The 18,376-nt window shown below is 59.5% G+C and carries 17 protein-coding genes; 5 read left to right on the top strand and 12 right to left on the bottom strand.

Annotation, left to right across the window (positions count from 1 at the left end):
* The first annotated feature begins 22 nt into the window (after window positions 1–22).
* Together DV711_RS15460 and DV711_RS15455 are read left to right on the top strand one after the other, a co-directional pair.
* Window positions 23–2,125: a RelA/SpoT family protein gene (locus DV711_RS15460; RefSeq protein WP_114696621.1), complete on the top strand. Its 2,103-nt coding sequence runs from the start codon at window positions 23–25 to the stop codon at window positions 2,123–2,125.
* 110 nt (window positions 2,126–2,235) lie between these two features.
* On the top strand, window positions 2,236–2,622 hold the full coding sequence (locus DV711_RS15455; RefSeq protein WP_114696620.1) for a RidA family protein: 387 nt from the start codon (window positions 2,236–2,238) through the stop codon (window positions 2,620–2,622).
* Window positions 2,623–2,682: 60 nt separating this feature from the next.
* Here DV711_RS15455 and ggt read toward each other — a convergent pair whose 3' ends face one another.
* On the bottom strand, window positions 2,683–4,437 hold the full coding sequence (gene ggt / locus DV711_RS15450; protein WP_114696619.1) for a gamma-glutamyltransferase: 1,755 nt from the start codon (window positions 4,435–4,437) through the stop codon (window positions 2,683–2,685).
* Between the two features lie 150 nt (window positions 4,438–4,587).
* Between ggt and DV711_RS15445 the strand changes: the two genes are divergently transcribed.
* Complete coding sequence (locus DV711_RS15445) at window positions 4,588–5,865, top strand: HDOD domain-containing protein (protein ID WP_114696618.1); 1,278 nt, start codon at window positions 4,588–4,590, stop codon at window positions 5,863–5,865.
* A gap of 74 nt (window positions 5,866–5,939) precedes the next feature.
* Here DV711_RS15445 and DV711_RS15440 read toward each other — a convergent pair whose 3' ends face one another.
* A complete protein-coding gene (locus tag DV711_RS15440; protein WP_114696617.1) occupies window positions 5,940–7,850 on the bottom strand; it encodes an ATP-binding cassette domain-containing protein in 1,911 nt (636 codons plus the stop codon).
* A gap of 171 nt (window positions 7,851–8,021) precedes the next feature.
* On the opposite strand from DV711_RS15440, the gene bamJ reads away from it, so the two are divergent.
* On the top strand, window positions 8,022–8,750 hold the full coding sequence (gene bamJ, locus DV711_RS15435; protein WP_114696616.1) for a BamJ family beta-barrel-assembly machinery protein: 729 nt from the start codon (window positions 8,022–8,024) through the stop codon (window positions 8,748–8,750).
* A gap of 74 nt (window positions 8,751–8,824) precedes the next feature.
* Here the strand turns inward: bamJ and DV711_RS15430 are convergent, their stop codons facing one another.
* Window positions 8,825–9,805, bottom strand: a complete 981-nt coding sequence (locus tag DV711_RS15430) for a WD40 repeat domain-containing protein (RefSeq protein ID WP_114696615.1) — start codon at window positions 9,803–9,805, stop codon at window positions 8,825–8,827.
* Window positions 9,805–10,269, bottom strand: coding sequence for a sigma D regulator (rsd, locus tag DV711_RS15425; protein WP_114696614.1), 465 nt, complete (start codon window positions 10,267–10,269; stop codon window positions 9,805–9,807). The genes DV711_RS15430 and rsd overlap by 1 nt, the downstream gene beginning before the upstream one ends.
* 222 nt (window positions 10,270–10,491) lie before the next feature.
* Here rsd and DV711_RS15420 point away from each other — a divergent pair, with 222 nt between their 5' ends.
* Window positions 10,492–10,908, top strand: coding sequence for a flagellar basal body-associated FliL family protein (locus DV711_RS15420; RefSeq protein ID WP_114696613.1), 417 nt, complete (start codon window positions 10,492–10,494; stop codon window positions 10,906–10,908).
* A 71-nt stretch (window positions 10,909–10,979) separates the two neighbouring features.
* Here DV711_RS15420 and gshA read toward each other — a convergent pair whose 3' ends face one another.
* From gshA to ftsE, 8 genes are all read right to left on the bottom strand, one after another.
* Window positions 10,980–12,548, bottom strand: coding sequence for a glutamate--cysteine ligase (gene gshA, locus DV711_RS15415; RefSeq protein ID WP_114696612.1), 1,569 nt, complete (start codon window positions 12,546–12,548; stop codon window positions 10,980–10,982).
* A gap of 214 nt (window positions 12,549–12,762) precedes the next feature.
* Window positions 12,763–13,557: a thiazole synthase gene (locus DV711_RS15410; protein WP_114696611.1), complete on the bottom strand. Its 795-nt coding sequence runs from the start codon at window positions 13,555–13,557 to the stop codon at window positions 12,763–12,765.
* A 68-nt stretch (window positions 13,558–13,625) separates the two neighbouring features.
* Window positions 13,626–13,829: a sulfur carrier protein ThiS gene (thiS, locus tag DV711_RS15405; RefSeq protein WP_424398994.1), complete on the bottom strand. Its 204-nt coding sequence runs from the start codon at window positions 13,827–13,829 to the stop codon at window positions 13,626–13,628.
* Window positions 13,826–14,236, bottom strand: coding sequence for a DUF423 domain-containing protein (locus DV711_RS15400; RefSeq protein ID WP_165840133.1), 411 nt, complete (start codon window positions 14,234–14,236; stop codon window positions 13,826–13,828). The genes thiS and DV711_RS15400 overlap by 4 nt, the downstream gene beginning before the upstream one ends.
* Before the next feature lie 109 nt (window positions 14,237–14,345).
* Window positions 14,346–15,200, bottom strand: coding sequence for an RNA polymerase sigma factor RpoH (gene rpoH, locus DV711_RS15395; protein ID WP_114696609.1), 855 nt, complete (start codon window positions 15,198–15,200; stop codon window positions 14,346–14,348).
* A 333-nt stretch (window positions 15,201–15,533) separates the two neighbouring features.
* Window positions 15,534–16,628: a methyl-accepting chemotaxis protein gene (locus tag DV711_RS15390; RefSeq protein ID WP_114696608.1), complete on the bottom strand. Its 1,095-nt coding sequence runs from the start codon at window positions 16,626–16,628 to the stop codon at window positions 15,534–15,536.
* A 76-nt stretch (window positions 16,629–16,704) separates the two neighbouring features.
* Window positions 16,705–17,697, bottom strand: a complete 993-nt coding sequence (gene ftsX / locus DV711_RS15385) for a permease-like cell division protein FtsX (protein ID WP_114696607.1) — start codon at window positions 17,695–17,697, stop codon at window positions 16,705–16,707.
* Window positions 17,690–18,346 carry a cell division ATP-binding protein FtsE gene (gene ftsE, locus DV711_RS15380; protein ID WP_114696606.1) on the bottom strand — a complete coding sequence of 219 codons (657 nt, stop codon included), beginning with the start codon at window positions 18,344–18,346 and terminating at the stop codon, window positions 17,690–17,692. Before ftsE ends, ftsX begins: the two co-directional genes overlap by 8 nt.
* Window positions 18,347–18,376: the final 30 nt, after the last annotated feature.

Raw genomic sequence — 18,376 nt, 5'->3', positions numbered from 1 at the left:
CAATTGCTGTTATAGTTGCGATATGTCGACGATTCAAACCCTCTCCCATGAGCTGACCCGCTACCTGGATCCTGAACAGATCCATCAGGTGCGGCGCGCCTATTTCTACGCCGAGCAGGCCCACGACGGTCAGCGCCGCAAGAGCGGTGAGCCCTACGTCACCCACCCTCTGGCGGTGGCGCAGATTCTGTCGACCATGAACCTGGATCACCAGAGTCTGATGGCGGCGATGCTGCACGATGTCATCGAGGACACCCAGGTCGGCGCCGATGCGCTCAACAGTCAGTTCGGTGAAGCGGTCACCGGTATCGTCGACGGCGTCAGCAAGCTGACCCACCTGCACTTCGAAACCAAGGCCGAAGCCCAGGCGGAAAACTTCCAGAAAATGATCATGGCGATGGCCGAGGATATCCGGGTCATCCTGGTCAAGCTCGGCGACCGTCTGCACAACATGCGCACCCTCGGCGTGATGCCGCCGCAGAAGCAGCGCCGCATCGCCCGCGAGACCCTCGATATCTATGCCCCGATCGCCAGTCGCCTGGGGATGCACGATGTCCATGTCGAGCTCGAAGACCTGGCTTTCCGGGCCTACTACCCGATGCGCTACAAGCTGATCGGCAAAGCGGTGCAGCGGGCCCGCGGCAATCGCCTCGATGTGGTCGAGCGGATCGGTTACACCATCAGCAAGATTCTGAAAGAGCAGGGGCTGCCGGGCGAAGTCAGTGGCCGCGAGAAACACCTCTACAGCATCTACAGCAAGATGGTGGCGCAGAAGAAGTCGTTCAACGAGATCATGGATGTGTTCGCGTTCAGGATCGTGACCGACAAGATCGATACCTGTTACCGCATCCTCGGTGCAGTCCATAACCACTACAAGCCGGTGCCCGGTCGCTTCAAGGATTACATCGCGATCCCGAAGGCCAACGGCTACCAGTCACTGCATACCGACCTGTTCGGCGCCCGCGATATCTCGATCGAGATCCAGATCCGCACCAAGGAGATGGACGATATCGCCAACCAGGGGATCGCCTCCCACAGCCACTACAAGAGCAGCGAAGACCAGTCGCGCATCGAAACCAGCTACAACCGCGCCCGCCAGTGGGTCCAGGGGCTGATGGAGATGCAGAAGAAAGCGACCAGCTCGATGGACTTTATCGAGAGCGTCAAAATCGACCTGTTCCCCGACGAAGTCTACGTGTTCACCCCCAAAGGCAACGTATTCGAGCTCCCCAAGGGGGCGACACCGGTGGATTTCGCCTACGCGGTACATACCGATATCGGCAACAGCTGTGTCTCCTGCCGGATCAACAAGCGCCTGGCGCCGCTGAGCACCGCCCTGGAGAGCGGCCAGACCGTCGAGATCATCACCACCAAGAGCGCTCAGCCCAACATGGCCTGGCTCAACTTTGTGGTGACCGGTAAGGCCCGCTCCAACATCCGCCACTACATCAAGCACAAACAGGAAGAGGAATCCCTCAACCTGGGTCGCCGACTGCTGAATCAATTCCTGGCCGGCATGGGCAGCTCGGTTGATGAGATCAATCCAATTCAGCTGCAGGAATACCTGCGTGAAGCCGAGCTGAAGGACCTGGACGCCCTGTTGATGGAGATCGGCCTGGGCAACCGGATGGCCTATCTGGTCGCTCAGCGCCTGCAGCAGAGCAGCGAAGAGAGCGACAGCAACGCCACACCGATGTCGGTCAGTGGCTCCGAAGGGCTGGTTCTGTCCTACGCCCGCTGCTGCCACCCGATTCCGGGCGACCATATCCTCGGCCATATCAGCATCGGCCGCGGTATCGTCGTGCACCGGGATGACTGCCGCAATATGCAGGACTTCCGTGATGACCCGAAGAAATGCATCCATCTGAACTGGGATGCAGATATCGATGACGACTTCACCGTCAACCTGCGCATCGAACTGGCCGCCCAGCGCGGCATCATCGCGACCCTGGCGACCAAGGCCTCCCAGGCCGGCGCCAATATCCATCGGATCGATATCGATGAGAAAGAGGCGCAGATGAGCACCGTGCATCTGGACCTTCAGGTTCGCGACCGGATCCACTTGGCGCAGATCATCAAGCGGATCCGAACCATCAAATCCGTCTCCAAAATCGTCAGAACCTAGCAAGCCATGCTTGCAATTTCGACGATATTAGAAATAATTGCCCGATCTAAAACCCGTTAGTAGAAGAGCCAAGGCTCGTCCATAACCCACAAAAACAATTCGAGGTTTCTATGAGCAACCGCGCCATCATCCACACCGACAACGCACCCAAGGCGATCGGCACCTACTCCCAAGCTGTTAAAATCGGCAACACCGTTTACCTGTCCGGCCAAATCCCGCTGGATCCCACCAGCATGGAGAAAGTCGAAGGCGGTTTCGAAGCCCAGGTTGTCCGGGTCTTTGAAAACCTGTCCGCCGTCTGCGAAGCCTCTGGCGGCAACCTGAATCAGATCGCCAAGCTGAATATCTTCCTGACCGACCTGTCCAACTTCGCCACCGTCAATGACGTGATGTCGCGCTATTTCGAACAGCCCTACCCGGCCCGTGCCGCCATCGGCGTCAACGAGCTGCCCAAGGGCGTCGAAGTTGAGATGGACGGTGTGCTGGTGATCGACTGATCTTCAGCCTCTCGAAAAAACGGGCGCTAGCGCCCGTTTTTTTATGCTGATAGATAACAGCTACTCTCCCAACGCCAATCCTTCCCGGCGCGGATCAGCGGCACCATACCAACGCCCGTCTTCACCGCGCACGATCGCATGAATACCACTGTTCATATCCCGCACTTTGATCTTATGGCCCCGCTGCTCCAACGCGCTCTGCAGATCGACCGCAGCGGTCCCCTGCTCCAACTCAGTGGTGCCATTGCGGTTACTGATATGGGGCATCGCCACCGCCTGCTCGATCGGCAGTTGCCAAACCAGGCTTCCCAACAACATCTGCGCCACATAGTTGATAATCCGGCTGCCTCCCGGGGATCCGCCCAGCAGGATCAGCCGGTCATCCTGGTCAAACACCATCATCGGCGACATCGAGCTGCGCGGCCGCTTGCCCGGTTCGACCCGATTAGCCACCGCGCGTCCATCACGCTCGGCGACGAAGGAGAAGTCGGTCAATTGATTGTTGAGCAGAAAGCCGTCCACCATCAGAGTCGAGCCGAACGCCATCTCGATCGAACTGGTCATCGACACCGCGTTACCATCCTGATCGACAATTACGAAGTGGGTGGTCGACGGCAGCTCCGGTGAACCGCCATCTATATAGCTGACCCCGTCAAACTCGCCCGCATCAGCCTTGCCCATATCCTGATCGGGATCGATCAGCCCGGCACGCGCCTTCAGGTAGGCAGGATCCAGCAACTGCGGCAGCGGGACCGGGACAAAGTCGCTGTCGGCCAGATAGCGACCTCGATCGGCGTAGGCCAGACGCGAGGCCTGGGTCATCAGGTGGGCAAACTCGGCCCCGCCGGGTTCCATCCCGGCCAACTCAAAGCCTTCCAAGATTCCCAAAATCTGCAATACCGTAGCGCCGCCGGAGGTCGGAGGCGGCATCCCGCAAACCCGGTACTCAAGAAAGGCTCGACAAAGCGGCACCCGCTCCTTGGCGCGGTAATCCGCTAGATCCCGCTGACTGAGGCGGCCCGGATTATCCTCGGCGCTGCGAACCCGCTCGACCAGCTTGTCGGCCATCTCTCCCTGATACAGATAATCGGCGCCCTCACTGGCGATCTGGCTCAGCACCTTCGCCAGCGAAGGATTCTGCAACCGAGTGCCGACTGCCAACGGCTCGCCACCGGGGTAGAAGTAATCCCGAGCTTGAGGATAACGCTTGATCCCCGGGTTGATCTCATCCACCAGCATCTGGTGCAGCCTGGGAGTCACCTCGAAGCCCTGCTCGGCCAGCGTGATCGGCTCGTCAAACAGTTGCGGCCACTGCAGCTTACCGTGCTGTTGCTGGACCAGCTCCAGCATCCGCAACACCCCCGGCACCCCGACAGAACGGCCGCCAACCAACGCATCGCGCCAGGCCATCGGCTTACCGTCCGCACCGATAAACAGCTCGCCATCGGCCTGTGCCGGCGCCGTTTCTCGACCATCGAACGCCTGCAGTCGCTGCTCGGCAGCATCCCAGTGCAGCAGGAAGGCCCCGCCACCGATACCGGATGATTGCGGCTCCACCATCGTCAGCGCCGCCTGCACGGCTACCGCCGCATCGGCGGCACTACCGCCCCCTTTCAGGATCTGGTAGCCGATCCGGGTCGCTTCGGGGTGTGCCGTGACCACCAGCACCTGCTCGGCCGCCACCGCTTCCACCCGACTCTGCAGCCCGGTGGCCGGCTCCGGATCGGCCCGACTCGCGGCCTGTGACAATGGGCTTAACCCCACCAGCAGAGCAATGCTGATGAGCCCCGAGAAACTGCGATAGAAGCTGTCCATGATGCTAAATTCCCCGCTAATTCAGCCGCTAACAGCTGGAGCGGCAAAGTTTATTCGTCTGAGTATAATAGCCGTCCGGCTATAACTTGACGCAGTCTAGAGGCCGAAACTACGATTGATTAACGACCAGTACGCTAAAGGATTAAAGGTATGAGCCAGCCAAAGCTCCGCATCGTCATGCTAAACGACTCCCAGGGCCGAGCCCTGGTGATACTGCCTGGTGACGAATTGCTCAACCTGGTTAGCGTCTGGAAGCACACCCAGCGACAACTACAACCGCTCTCCGCCCACGATTCGGAAACCTTCTTCTCCCAGGATGCCCTGAGTGCCGAGAAAGGAATTCGCCAGCTGCTGACCCTGCCGGTACTGATCGATACCAGCTGTAAACTCGATGGCGACTTTGATGTCCTCGAACCCAATAGCAACCGGGTTCTGCGACTCAACAGCGTGTTGCTGGGCGACAATGTTCAGTACTGCAAGGTCGGCATCAGCTCCGCGGCCATCGACGCCAAACAACCCGAAGGTAATGACGTCGCCGTGATCACCCGGGCGGTGGAGAAGTTCACCACCCTACGGATCAAGCAGCGGCTGGAAGACACCCTGGGGCTACCGACCCTGCCCCCCACCGCGCAGAAGATTATCGAGCTGCGGGCCGACCCCAATGCCGGCGTCGACGATCTGGTCCCGATCGTCCAGATGGACCCGAGCCTGTCGGCTCAGGTGATGAGCTGGGCGGCATCGCCCTACTACGCCGCCCCCGGTGGCATCGACTCGATTCATGACGCCATCGTGCGGGTGCTGGGTTACGACCTGGTGGTCAACCTGGCGCTGGGCGTGGCCATGGGCCGCACGCTACAGCTGCCCACCGACACCCCCCGTGGCAGCACCCCGTACTGGCTGCAGGCGCTGTTCTGCGCCACGCTGTCGGAAAAGCTGGCCAAGCTGGCTCCGGCCGATCGGCGCCCCCGTCCCGGTCTGGTCTACCTCACCGGCCTGCTGCACAACTTCGGCTACCTGACCCTGGCTCATATCTTCCCGCCCCACTTCTCGCTGGTTTCGCGCTACATCGAGGCCAACCCCCATCTACATCACGAGTACATCGAGAAGCAGATTCTGAACGTGACCCGTGAGCAGATCGGCGCCTGGTTGATGGAGACCTGGAACCTGCCCGAGGAGGTGATCAAGGGGATTCGTTACCAGAACTCGACCAGCTACGACGGCGACTTCCACCAATACGCCCAGATCATCGACCTAAGCTTGCGGGTGATGCGCATCAACGGCATGGGAGATGGACCTGCCGGTGCCATTCCGTCCGAGCTCTACGAGCAACTCGGTCTGGACGCTGCCAAGGTGCAGGAGACCTTCCAGCTGATCCACGAAAAGACCGATCAGCTGGACGAGATGACAAATTTTCTCGAGGCCGGTTAAGGGCACCTTTGCGCCACCGCGCTTAATCGGCCACCTCGGACCGCAGTAACCCAGACGGTTTCGTCTCGCCGGGGCTATTCCTGCTCCAGCAGCTGTTCGAGCTCTTCCTGGCCGCTCAACCACTGCTCTTCGGTGGTCTCACTCCGCTGCTGCAGCTGGGCTTGCTGCTGCAGCAACTGCTTAAGCTGCTCCTTGGCATCTTCTTCGTAGAGCGCGCTGTCGGCCAACTGATCGTTGATCTGCTGCAACTGGGACTCGAGCTGCTCCATCTCGGCCTCCAGCTTGGCAACCTGCTTACGTAGCGGTGCCAGTTGCTGGCGACGCGCAGCCTGCTGCCGTTTGCGCTCCTTACGGTCCTGCGCCGACTCACCACCAACCGCCTGCTTAGCTTCCGCCAGCTGCGCATCAGCGGCGCTGTTGCGTTCCGCCAACCAGCGGGCGTAGTCGTTCAGATCGCCGTCGAACGGCTCGACCTTGCCGTCGCTGACCAGCAGGAACTCATCGACGCAGTTCCGCAACAGGTGGCGGTCGTGGGACACCAGGATCAGAGCACCCGGATAGCCCTGTAGCGCCAGCGTCAACGCATGCCGGACCTCCAGGTCGAGGTGGTTGGTCGGCTCATCCATCAGCAGCAGATTGGGCTTCTGCCAGGCGATCAGTGCCAGCGCCAGGCGGGCCTTTTCGCCGCCGGAAAACAGCCGCACCGGCTCCAGACAGTCGTCGCCGCGAAAACCGAAGCTACCCAGGTAATCGCGTACCCGCTGTTCGCTTTCGGTCGGTGCCAGCCGCTGAAGGTGCAATAGTGCCGAGGCCTCCAGGTCCAGGGCTTCGAGTTGGTGCTGGGCAAAATAACCGATCCGCAGGTTCTCGCCCTCGCGGCGCACCCCGCCGCACAGCGGCAGATCGCCGACCAGCGATTTAATCAGAGTCGATTTACCGGTACCGTTGGCACCGAGCAGGCCGATACGCATCTCCGGCTGCAGACTCAGCGAACAGTTGGTGATTAGCGCTGGATCGCCGTAACCCAGCTCTGCCTTCTCCAACGCCAACAGCGGACTGGATAACTTGTCGAAACTGTCGAAGCTGAAGCTGAACGGCGAATCGACATGGGCCGGAGCGATCAGCTCCATCCGTTCCAGCTCCTTGATCCGGCTCTGGGCCTGCTTGGCCTTCGACGCCTTGGCCTTGAAGCGGCGCACGAAGCCCTCAATCTGGGTAATTCGTTGTTGCTGCTTCTCGTAGGCCGACTGTTGCTGCGCCAAGCGCTCAGCGCGGATCTTCTCGAACGCCGAATAGTTACCTTTGTAGAGATTCAGCTTGGCCTGATGCAGGTGCACGATATGGCCGACCACCCGATCGAGAAAGTCACGGTCGTGGGAGATCAACAGCAGCGTGCCTTCGTAAGCCTTGAGCCACTGCTCCAGCCACAGGGTGGCATCCAGATCCAAGTGGTTGGTGGGCTCATCCAGCAACAGCAGGTCGGAACGACTCATCAGAGCCTGGGCCAGGTTCAAGCGGATCCGCCAGCCACCGGAGAATTGCGATACCGGCTTTTCGACCTCCGACTCGCTAAATCCCAAGCCGTGCATCAACTGCCGTGCCCGCGAGTCGGCGCTATAGCCATCAATGGCCGCCAGCCGGGCATGCAACTCACCCAGATCATGGGCCTTGCCCTGGGACTCGGCGTCAGCCAGCTGCTGCTGTAGCGAGCGCAGCTCGAGATCGCCGTCGAGCACATACTCAACCGCCGGGCGCGACAGTGCCGCCACTTCCTGGGCCATATGGGCCAGGCGCCACTGGGATGGAATCTTCAGTTCGCCGCCATCGGCCTCCAAGCCGCCCAGCAGCAGCTGGAACAGGCTCGATTTGCCGGAACCGTTGGCGCCGATAAGACCCACTTTATGACCGGCATGCAGGCGCAGGTCTACCTGTTGCAGCAGCTGACTTTTGCCCCGCTGCAGGCTCAATTCGATCAGTTCAATCATGGCGCGCAAGTGTACCACAGCGGTTTCATCGCTTTGATGCCGAAGCGCTCCAATAAGCCCCAAGCTGGTATTCGGTTGAACTTTCCAGTTATATTGCTGCCCCTATAGCTAGCCTCAACGCCTCAGCTACGGCTGTCCGTTGATTTACCAGATAGACCTGAAGGTATCAGAATGAAGAAAACGATGTTGGCCGCCGCTCTGGCAACCACGATGTTCGCCCTGCCACAGGCGCAAGCCGCCGGGCTCGAGTCCGACGAATCCAAGGTCAGCTACATCATGGGACTGGATGTCGGTACCCGGATGGAAGGTTTGGGCTACGAACTGGACCAGGAAGCCTTTTTGAAAGGACTGCAGGAGTTCGCCCTCAAGGGCGAGCAGCGCAGCATCAGCAATGAAGCCTTGCAGCAGGCGATGCAGCAGGCCCAGGCCCGTTTCCAGCAGCGTCAGCAGGAGCAACAGGCCAAGCAGGCTGAAGCCAACCTGCAGGCCGGACAGGCCTACTTGGCAGAGAACGCCAAGAAAGAGGGTGTCGTAACCACCGAAAGCGGCCTGCAGTACAAGATTATCGAAGCCGGTGAAGGCGCCAAGCCGATGGCCACCGATACCGTCCAGGTGCACTACAAGGGCACCCTGATCGACGGTACCGAGTTTGATAGTTCCTACAGCCACGGCGGCCCGGCCACCTTCCCGCTCAACGGCGTGATTCCGGGTTGGACCGAAGGCCTGCAACTGCTGGCCAAGGGCGGTAAAGCCGAGCTCTATATTCCGGCCAAACTGGCCTACGGCCCGATCGGCATGGGCCAGGTGATTGGACCGAACTCGACGCTGGTATTTGAAGTCGAGCTGCTGGATATCAACCCGAGCGCAGAAGCCAAGCCCGAAGCAGCCGCAGCGCAATAAGCGCCTGCTTCAGCAGCCATAAAAAACGGAGGCCTAGGCCTCCGTTTTTCGTTTTGGATCGATGCCATCCCACGCTATCGCAGCACGTTAACGAAACCGTTGGAGGCGATTGCGTAGTAGACCCCGTTACCGAAGCCCAACCCGAATACGGTCGCGCTGGTGGGCCGGAACGGATCACGCTTGTGCAGCTCCCAGCGTCGTAGTTCGGAGCCCTCGTTGACATCCCACAACTGCACCAATCCGGAACTGGTTCCGGTCAGCAGCTGATCGCTGTTGGCAGAAAAGCGCGCCGCGGTATAGCTGATTCGCTGGGCGACGAAGCTCTCATCGGTACTCAGGGTCTGATGCAGCTCGCCGCTGCCGGTGCGCCAGACAAGCGCCTTCTCGAGCTGGCCAGCACTGAACGCAAAGGCACCGCTGGGAGACAGAGCGACGGTGTTGACACCGTTCTCATGCTGCACCTGATGCACCAGATCGCCACTCTGCAGATCCCAGAAGCGGGCGATATTGTCATCCGCGCCGGTCAAGGCCCAGTCACCATCCTGGCTGACATCGACCGAACGAACCCGACCTTGATGGGTCAGGGTATGGCGTAAGCCGCCGTTTTTGATATCAAAGTAGACTGCGGTGTGGTTATCCAGCCCCAGCAGGGCAAAATTGCCGTCCGGCGCCAGCGCGGCATCGAGAATCCCCGAAGGGGCGTTCCAGAACCACACCGGTTGACCGTCGGACACCTGCCACAGCACCATATCCTGCTGACCGGCGGTGATGGCGTAATCGCCTTCGGGGGAGAAGTCGGCCGCCACCAGATTACTGTAGGCGCCTTCGCTGTGATTCCAGTTGAACAGCCGCTCGTTACCCTGCAACTGCCACAGACTGCCGCCGTGCTGAATAGAACCGACAATACCGAACCGCGCATCCTCGGAGATGCCGGCACTGTAGAGCCCCTGCACCGCGTACTCGGCTTGGTCGCTCGGCTTATCGCCCTGGGAACAACCGGCCAAGGCCAGCGCAAGCGCCAGCCCGAAACCCAATCGTGCTTGGCTTGGGGTCATCAGATCCGGTCTTTATGGGCGGTATGCAGGTTGTCGATCAACTGATCTTCAAGCTCAAAACGCTCCGCCAGTACTTCACCGAGTTTCGACAGATCCTGGCTCAGGTGGGCAACCTCCTGAACGCTCAAACCTTCCCGATCCGAATACTGGTCGTTGAAGGCCAGAATCTGGTCGGTAGTGGCACGAATCTTCGGATCCACTTCCTTGGCCAGTTCCAGACCACCGTCGTTGAACTCACCAGCCTCTGCCAGCAGGTGCTCATAGACACCGAAGTGCCACGAGGAGGCGTAATCAACCAGAATCTCGCTGAACTGCCGAAGCAGATCGGACAGTTCGTCCCCTAGCTGCTGCTGCGGCAGAGCGACGAATAGACTGAGCAGATCCTGACGTTCCTGCAGCCAGCGGTCGATCAAGTCACTGACACCGCCCCAGCGCTCTTTTGCGTTACGACATTGCTCTAACATCGCCACTTCCTTTTCAAGGCCCCTTCAAGGGCAATTTAGTCAGGACCATACTAGCGCCAAGACGATCGCCATATCAACAGCTTGAAGTCGGCCGCCGCCGGCCTTCAGTGCACAAACCCGAACCGACGTTATATACTGCGTAGCAACCGAGGACCGCCCCGAGCCGTTCTCCTGTTGGCGACGAAGCCGAGACTGAACCCAGACCAAACCGAGAGCTGCCCCATGGTTTTCCAACGAACGCTGTTAGCCTTTTTACTTTGCCTGCTGCCACTGTCCGGTTTTGCTGAAGATGAGGCGAAGGATAGCGGCTACATCGAGTACATCGAGCTGCAGCCGCCCTTTATCACCAACTATGGTGGCGTCGGCCCCCTCAAGTACCTCAAAGCCGAAGTTTCGATCCGGGTTACCAGCAGCGAAGCCGAAGCCAATATCAAGCACCATACCCCGCATATTCGGAATAACCTGGTGATGCTGTTCAGCCGCCAAACCGACGAGAGCCTGAGCACTGCCGCCGGACGCGAACAGCTGCGTCTTGAGGCGATGGAGAGCATCCGCCAGATCATGGTCAGCGAGTATGGTGAAGAGGGGTTCTCGATGCTGGATGACCTGCTGTTCACCAGCTTCGTAACCCAGAACTGAAACCCGGCGGACCAGCCGCCGACACGGACATAAAAAACGCGCCCAAGGGCGCGTTTTTTCTATCAGCGATTTCAGCTGCCGAAGTAGTCCTCCAGGAACTGATCGAACGGCGGTTGTTCGGCCTGTTCCATCTGCTGCTGTTGCTGATGGGAACGCCGTGCCAGTTCTTCCAGCCCCTGACGCTGCGAATCGGTCAGCGGCTCGCTCAGCAAACGCTCGCGGTGCTGCTTCGATTGGGCCAGCACGAACTCGTCATAGCCCTGGCCTCGCTCTTTCATCAGCCGCAAGATCTGCGCCGACGGGGTCAACTCGCTATCGGCCAGTTTAAGGCGCTGCTGCTGGACCGAACGACTGTGGCAGCTGCTGCCGTGGACCCGATCCAGCAATTCGGCAACCTTCATCGTCTGATCCAGCAGCTCCTCACCCCAGCTCACCAGGTCACGTTCGCCGTCTTCAAACAACAACACCAGCTCCGGCTGACGCCCGTATCGGACCACCCGGTTATGGTTCTGCCGCAACCGCTCGCACTCATCACCATCGATCTCCGGCGACTCGGCCAGCAGACAGAACAGCAGGAAGGTATCGATAAAGCGTGACTGCTCGGCATCCAGCCCCAGCGGCAACAGCGGGTTGATATCCTGGCTACGGACCTCAACATACTCAACCCCACGAGCCGCCAACGCCTGCAGCGGCTTCTCGCCGGACTCGGTCACCCGCTTGGGGCGGATATCGCTGTAGTACTCGTTCTCGATCTGCAGCAGGTTGGTGTTGAGCTGTAGATAGCGTCCCTGGTCATCCTTCACGCCGAGCTGCTCGTAGGCCGGATAGGGGGTCTGCACCGCCTCAGAGAGTGTGTTGACGTAGTTTTCCAGGGTGTTGTAGCAGATAAACAGCGACGCCTGGGCCTGGTTGGTGTAACCCAGATCGCTCATCCGCAAACTGGTAGCGTACGGCGCATAGAGGGTGTTGTCGTCGAATCGCTCCAGTTGGTGATCATCGCCGTCGACAAAGCTGTCGCTCAACGCCGGGGAGGCGCCGAACAGGTAGTTCAGCAACCAGCTGTAACGACGGAAGTTACGCAGCAGGCCGAAGTAGCTGCGCGAACGGAAGTCCTGCAGCTCACCCGTATCGCCCTGCAATCGCTGCAGTTCGGGCCATAGGCCATCGGGAATCGAGAAGTTGTAGTGGATCCCGGCGATCGACTGCATCACCCGGCCGTAACGGGACTCCAGACCGACCCGGTAGATATGCTTCATCCGACCGTTGTTGGAGTCTCCGTAACGCCCGATCGGGATCTCGCTCGGGTCGTCGATCCGGCACGGCATGCTGGCGCCCCAGATCAGCTCGTCGCCAATCTGCCCATAGGTGAAACGGTGCAGCTCGCACAGATGCTCCAACGCCGCGTCCACATCCTGAAAGACCGGGGTGATGAACTCCAGCAGCGCTTCGGAATAGTCGGTGGTGATACGGGGATGGGTCAACGCCGATCCCAGCGACTCAGGATGACCGCTTTGCGCCACCCGGGCCTGCGACGTGACTCGCAGCCCCTCTTTTTCGATGCCGTGCTGAACCGCCTTTAGCAGCCCGGCCTGCCCGTCGGCCTCGAGTCCACTGAGCATTCGCTGGAGTTGTGTTGGCATAAGCCCTGTCCGTTAGTGGCGACCCCATTGGGTCGATGGCAAAACTCGAGATCGAACTTGCCCTGTTAAGAAGAATCGGTGCTACCGACAACTGCAAGTCTAGAAGACTCGGTTCGTTGATATCTGTTACCGGAAACTGAAAATATCCTGCGATAACAGCGTCAGGCGGCGTCTTTCAGCAGCCTGACGTCGTATCAAAACGCGAAAGATCCAATCAGAGGATCAAACCGTCGATCGGGGACGACGCGCTGGCGTAGAGTTTGCGCGGCATCCGTCCGGCCAGGTAGGCCTCACGTCCGGCTTCGATCGCCTTCTTCATCGCCGAGGCCATCAGCACCGGATTACCGGCAGCGGCGATCGCGGTATTCATCAGTACGCCGTCGCAGCCCAGCTCCATCGCCAAGGCGGCATCGGAGGCGGTACCAACACCGGCATCGACCAGAATCGGCACATTGGCGTTCTCGAGGATCAGCTTGATGTTGTAGGGATTGCGGATACCCAGACCAGAGCCGATCAGCGAGCCCAGCGGCATTACCGCCACGCAGCCCATCTCTTCCAGCTCTTTGGCGACAATCGGATCATCGCTGGTGTAAACCATGACTTTAAAGCCGTCATCGATCAGCTCACGGGCCGCCACCAGGGTTTCGGTGACATTGGGGTACAGGGTTTTCTGATCACCCAGCACTTCCAGCTTGACCAGATCATGACCGCCCAGCAGCTCACGGGCCAGCTTACAGGTACGCACCGCATCCTTGGCGTTAAAACAGCCGGCGGTATTCGGCAGGATGGTGTACTTGTCCGGCGAGATCACATCCAACAAATTGGGCTCGTCCGGATTTTGACCGATATTGGTTCGACGCACCGCCACGGTCACGATCTCAGCACCGCTGGTTTCGATCGCCTCCCCGGTCTCCTGCAGGTCCTTGTACTTACCGGTACCAACCAGCAGACGGGAGTTAAAGGTCATTCCGGCAAAACTCAGCGGGGTATCCAGGCGGGATTCACTCATAGTGTGCTCTCTAATTGGGCAGTGGGGTGGTACGAATAGGGGTTAGATATGGGCGTTGGGGCAGAAAATCAACCACCACCGATGGCGTGGACGATCTCAACCCGGTCGCCAGCACTAAGCGGCGTCTCGGTATGGCGACCCTTGGGCAGAATATCGAGGTTGTATTCCACCGCCACACGCTTTTCGCCAAGACCCAGCTGCTGCAGCAGCTCGGCGACCGTGGTCGGTCCGCTCAGTTGGTGGGCTTCACCGTTCAATTCGATCTCGATCATGACTCTCTCCGACTCTGTGCGCCTTGTCGCCAGACGACCCCGGCCAACAGCAGCCAGGCCCCTAGCAGGGTTAATCCCCCGATCGGGGTCAGCCGCGCAAACCAGCTGATTTCAGTGACGCAGAGTATATACAAAGCACCACAAAAAATACCGGTTCCAACGGCAAACAGGCCGACCACCCAGCGCAGCCCCGGCCAGGGACGAAACTGGTAAAACAAGCCCAGCACCAGGATCACCAGGCTGTAGTGGGTCAGGTAGCGGTTGGCGGTCTGGAGTCGCTCGATATGTTCCGGTCCAACCAGACCGGCCAGGCCATGGGCCGCCGCCGCACTCAATCCCACCGACGCCGCGCCCATCAACGCAGCCAGAATCAGCATCCAGCTCCCTCTCAACGATAGTTGTGTCATCGCAAACATCCTCCACAACCTTAATGGATACGCCGCTTCTCGACCGGCTCTGTCGGCCAGAAACGACAACGCCGGGACAAGCCCGGCGTTTGTAACGATCAAATCAGGATCAGGCCTCCAGTACCGCCCGAACCTTTTTCATCGCGTTCTTTTCCAGCTGGCGAATCCGCTCGGCAGAAACCTGATACTCAGCCGCCAACTCATGCAGGGTCGCCTTCTCTTCACTGAGCCAACGCTGCACCAGGATGTTACGGCTGCGCTCGTCCAGATCGCCGATCGCCGACGCCAGTCGTGCGTTGGTATCCTGATCCCACTGAGCATCCTCAACCAGACGGGCCGGATCGTTGCGCTTGTCTTCCAGGTAGTAGGCCGGGGCCTTGTAGGCCTCCTCGTTGTCGTCGTCGACACCCAGGTCAAAGGCCGCATCGCTGGCGCTCATGCGACGCTCCATCTCGCGAACTACCGCCGGCTCGACCTTGAGATCGGTCGCCATCGCGTCGACCTCATCGTTGGTCAACCAGGACAGGCTCTTCTTGGAGCTGCGCAGGTTGAAGAACAGCTTACGCTGGGCCTTGGTGGTCGCCACCTTGACGATACGCCAGTTCTTCAGGATGAACTCGTGCATCTCGGCTTTGATCCAGTGCACCGCGAAGGACACCAGGCGAACGCCGACCCGGGGGTCAAAGCGTTTGATCGCCTTCATCAGGCCAACGTTACCTTCTTGGATCAGATCGGCCTGATTCAGGCCGTAGCCGGAATAGCTCTTGGCGATATGGACGACAAAGCGCAGATGCGACATAACCAACTGGCGTGCCGCTTCCAGGTCCTGCTGGTAGTAGAGCCGCTCGGTCAGCGAGCGCTCCTCTTCAGGGCTCAAAATCGGGATCGCACTGACGGTGGAAATATAAGCATCGAGGTTACGCCCCGGGCTCATCAGATCCATCGGTTGCAGGCTGGTACCCATACGCTATCTATCGACCTCTTATCGCAAATTCAAAATGTCGATTAATGGACCCTTGGCGATAACAAAGGTTCCATCGAAAATCCCGCGCCTTAACGCGCGGGACCGGTAACTATAACGGCCGTTCAAGCCTATCGCAAGTCACGGACTAAGCGTTTGATCCGCTTGAGAATATTAACCCGGCGGGGTAATAGATTGATGCAGGGATGCATCATCATTGGCCGTAGGCCAATGCGAGCCCAATAAAAACAAGACGTTTCGCACAACGGCGCCAGTTTTTGATGGGCGACGGACAAGATAGCAAGGAAGCCTATTTTGTCCGTCAGGCTAATAGCGCTATTGGACCAGCTCGTTGGACAGCTGACAGAGTAGATCCAGCACCCGGGCGCTGTACTCTTCCATGTCGGCCAAGGCGCCCAGGGCACCCTCGCAATCGTCTTTCTCCATCAGCGCCAGCGCCTGCAGGCCACTGTCATGAACCCCCTTATGGGGACCATCCAGCAGGCGGAAACTGCTGCTATCGGAGTAGAACTGGCGGCCGTCACCCTCGAAGTACCACTTGCCCAAGCGGCACTGGGTATGGTCGGCAAACTCGTTGGCCTGTTTGCTGCTCAGTCCCAGCAGACGCTTGTAGACTTCGGTCTTCCAGACCACATGGTCTAGCTTGACGGTTTCAATAAAGGTCTCGGCAGCGGTCCGGCTGACGATCTGGTGCATCTTGTGGGACAGGTCGACCACTTCGGTCACTGCGCCACTAACCTCGTTGGTGGAGGAGACCAGATCCTGACTCTGCTCGGCCATGCCGCGGATATCGCTGTCGGCTACGGCGGTACGCTGGGTGATATTGCCAACCAAACGGGTGATTTCGGAGCTGGCGGAATTGGCCTTCTGCGCCAGCGCACGAACCTCATCGGCAACCACCGCAAAACCACGCCCCTGCTCACCGGCTCGGGCCGCTTCGATGGCTGCGTTCAGTGCCAGCAGGTTGGTCTGTTCGGAAATTTCGCTGATCGCCCCGACGAACTTGTTGATCTCCTGGGCGGTGTTCTGCAGCTCGCCGACATGCTCACAGTTGCGCTCGGCATCGGAAGCGATCGCCTGCAGCGAGGACTCCATCGCTTCGAGAGTTGAAGCGCTGCGGGAGAAGACATCCTTGGCATCATCGAGGATATGGCGCTCTTCGTAGAGCACGCCGGCCGACTGGGCCATCGATTCACGGACTTCCAGCACCGCATCGGCACCGGTAAACCAGAGTGTTCGGAAGCGTTCCTGTTGCTGGCGGTGGGCATCGTTGACACTGGCCTGGGCATTTTCCGCCTGCTCGCGTGCCTGCTGGAGCTCGCTTTCGAGCTGCTCAACCTGACGCTGAGCCTGATCCAACTGTTGCTGGAGTTGTTCGTTCTGTTGCTTTAGCTTTCCTGATCCAAACATGAAGCACCTCCTGGTGCGCTTTCGCTACTACCTGAAAAGCACTTTTCATCCAGTCCAGCGCTAACTCACACACCGATCAACGCGGTTCGATAGCTCGCAGATGCCGCAGCACCGCCAACCACGCCCCGCCGCTACCCAGTGTTACGGCGATTAACATCAACAACAACGTTGCGCCCAGCCCCAAACCCTGGAGCTGAAACTCAGAATGGTACAACTGGATCAAGCGATCCACCACTGTTCCCAGGTACCATAAGCTCAGCTGTACCAACAGCCAAGCCACCAACCCGGCACCGATACCGTACCAGAAACCGGTATATAAAAACGGACGTCGGACAAAGCTGTCGGTGCCGCCGACCAGCTTGACCACGATAATCTCATCGCGGCGGTTCTGAATCTCCAGCCGGATCGTATTACCGACCACCAGCACCACCCCCAGCGCCAGCAGCAATCCCAGCAGCAATACCGTGCGCTGCCCCAGCGTCACCATCGCCTGTAGTCGCTGGACCCAATCCATATCGACCCGCACATCGTCGACGCCGTCGAGCGACAACAGCTGCTGGGTCAGATTAGAGAGATCATCCGATAGCAGGTAATCGGTGCTGGGGGTAATCAGAATCACCGCCGGCAGCGGGTTTTCCTTAAGCAGTTCCAACGCATTGCCAAACCCGGCATAGGCCTTGAATTCGGCCAGGGCCTCGTCTTTGGATAGATAACTGAGCTGGCTGAATTGGCTGTTATCGCTCAACTGCTGGGCCAGATCGCGGCCCTCCGCCTCGCTCAAGGCGTCGGCCAGGAACACCGACAGCTGGGCCGAGCCCTGCCAGCGCTGCCCCAACTGTTCGACATTCTGCAGCCCGACATAGAGCACGCCCGGCAGGCTCAGCGCGATGGCGATCATCATCAGTGTCATCAGGGTTGCCAGCGGCGTGGCCATCAACCGCTGCCAACTGACCTTGGCGGTTTCGAAGTGGTGGTTCAGGTAGCTGCCGCCGCGGTCCTTCAGATCGGGCTGCTGGGTCGAGGCGCTACCGCGCGCCTTGGGCTTATCTTGCTGAGGGCTACTACGCATCGGCCAATCGCCCCTGTTGCAACGTCAGACAGCGGTGCGGCATCCGCGAGATCAGATCCAGATCGTGACTGGCTACCAGTACGGTAACGCCGACCTGGTTGAACTGATGAAACAGGCCCATCACCTCGGCCGACAGTTGCGGATCCAGATTGCCGGTAGGCTCGTCCGCCAGCAGCACCTGGGGCTTGTTGACGATCGCCCGGGCCAGACCGATCCGCTGCTGCTCGCCGGTGGAGAGCAGAATCGGGTTGAGCTTCTCTTTGTTGAGTAGGCCGACCTTGTCCAGCGCCGCCCGTACCCGCCGGCCGATACTGCTCTTCTCGTAACCGGAGATCTGCAGCGGCAGCGCGATATTGTCGAACACGCTGCGGTCGAACAGCAGCTGATGATTCTGGAACACCACCCCGATCTTGCGGCGCAGAAACGGAATCTGATCGACCGCCATCCGGTTCAGGTTCTGATCGCCGACAAACACCTGCCCCTGCGAGGCCCGCTCCATCAGCATGATCAGCTTCAGCAGGGTACTCTTACCGGCTCCGGAGTGGCCGGTCAGAAAGGCCATCTCGCCACGCTCCAAACTGAAGCTAACCCGGCTCAGCGCTTCGTGGCCGCCGGGGTAGCGCATGCTGACATTATCGAACCGGATCATCGCGGCGCTCGTCTGGTTTTACTAAAGACT

The sequence above is a fragment of the Motiliproteus coralliicola genome, from assembly GCF_003345655.1.
GTDB lineage: Bacteria > Pseudomonadota > Gammaproteobacteria > Pseudomonadales > Balneatricaceae > Motiliproteus > Motiliproteus coralliicola.
Note: the sequence above shows the minus strand (reverse complement) of the source record. Positions and strands in the feature narration are given on the sequence as shown.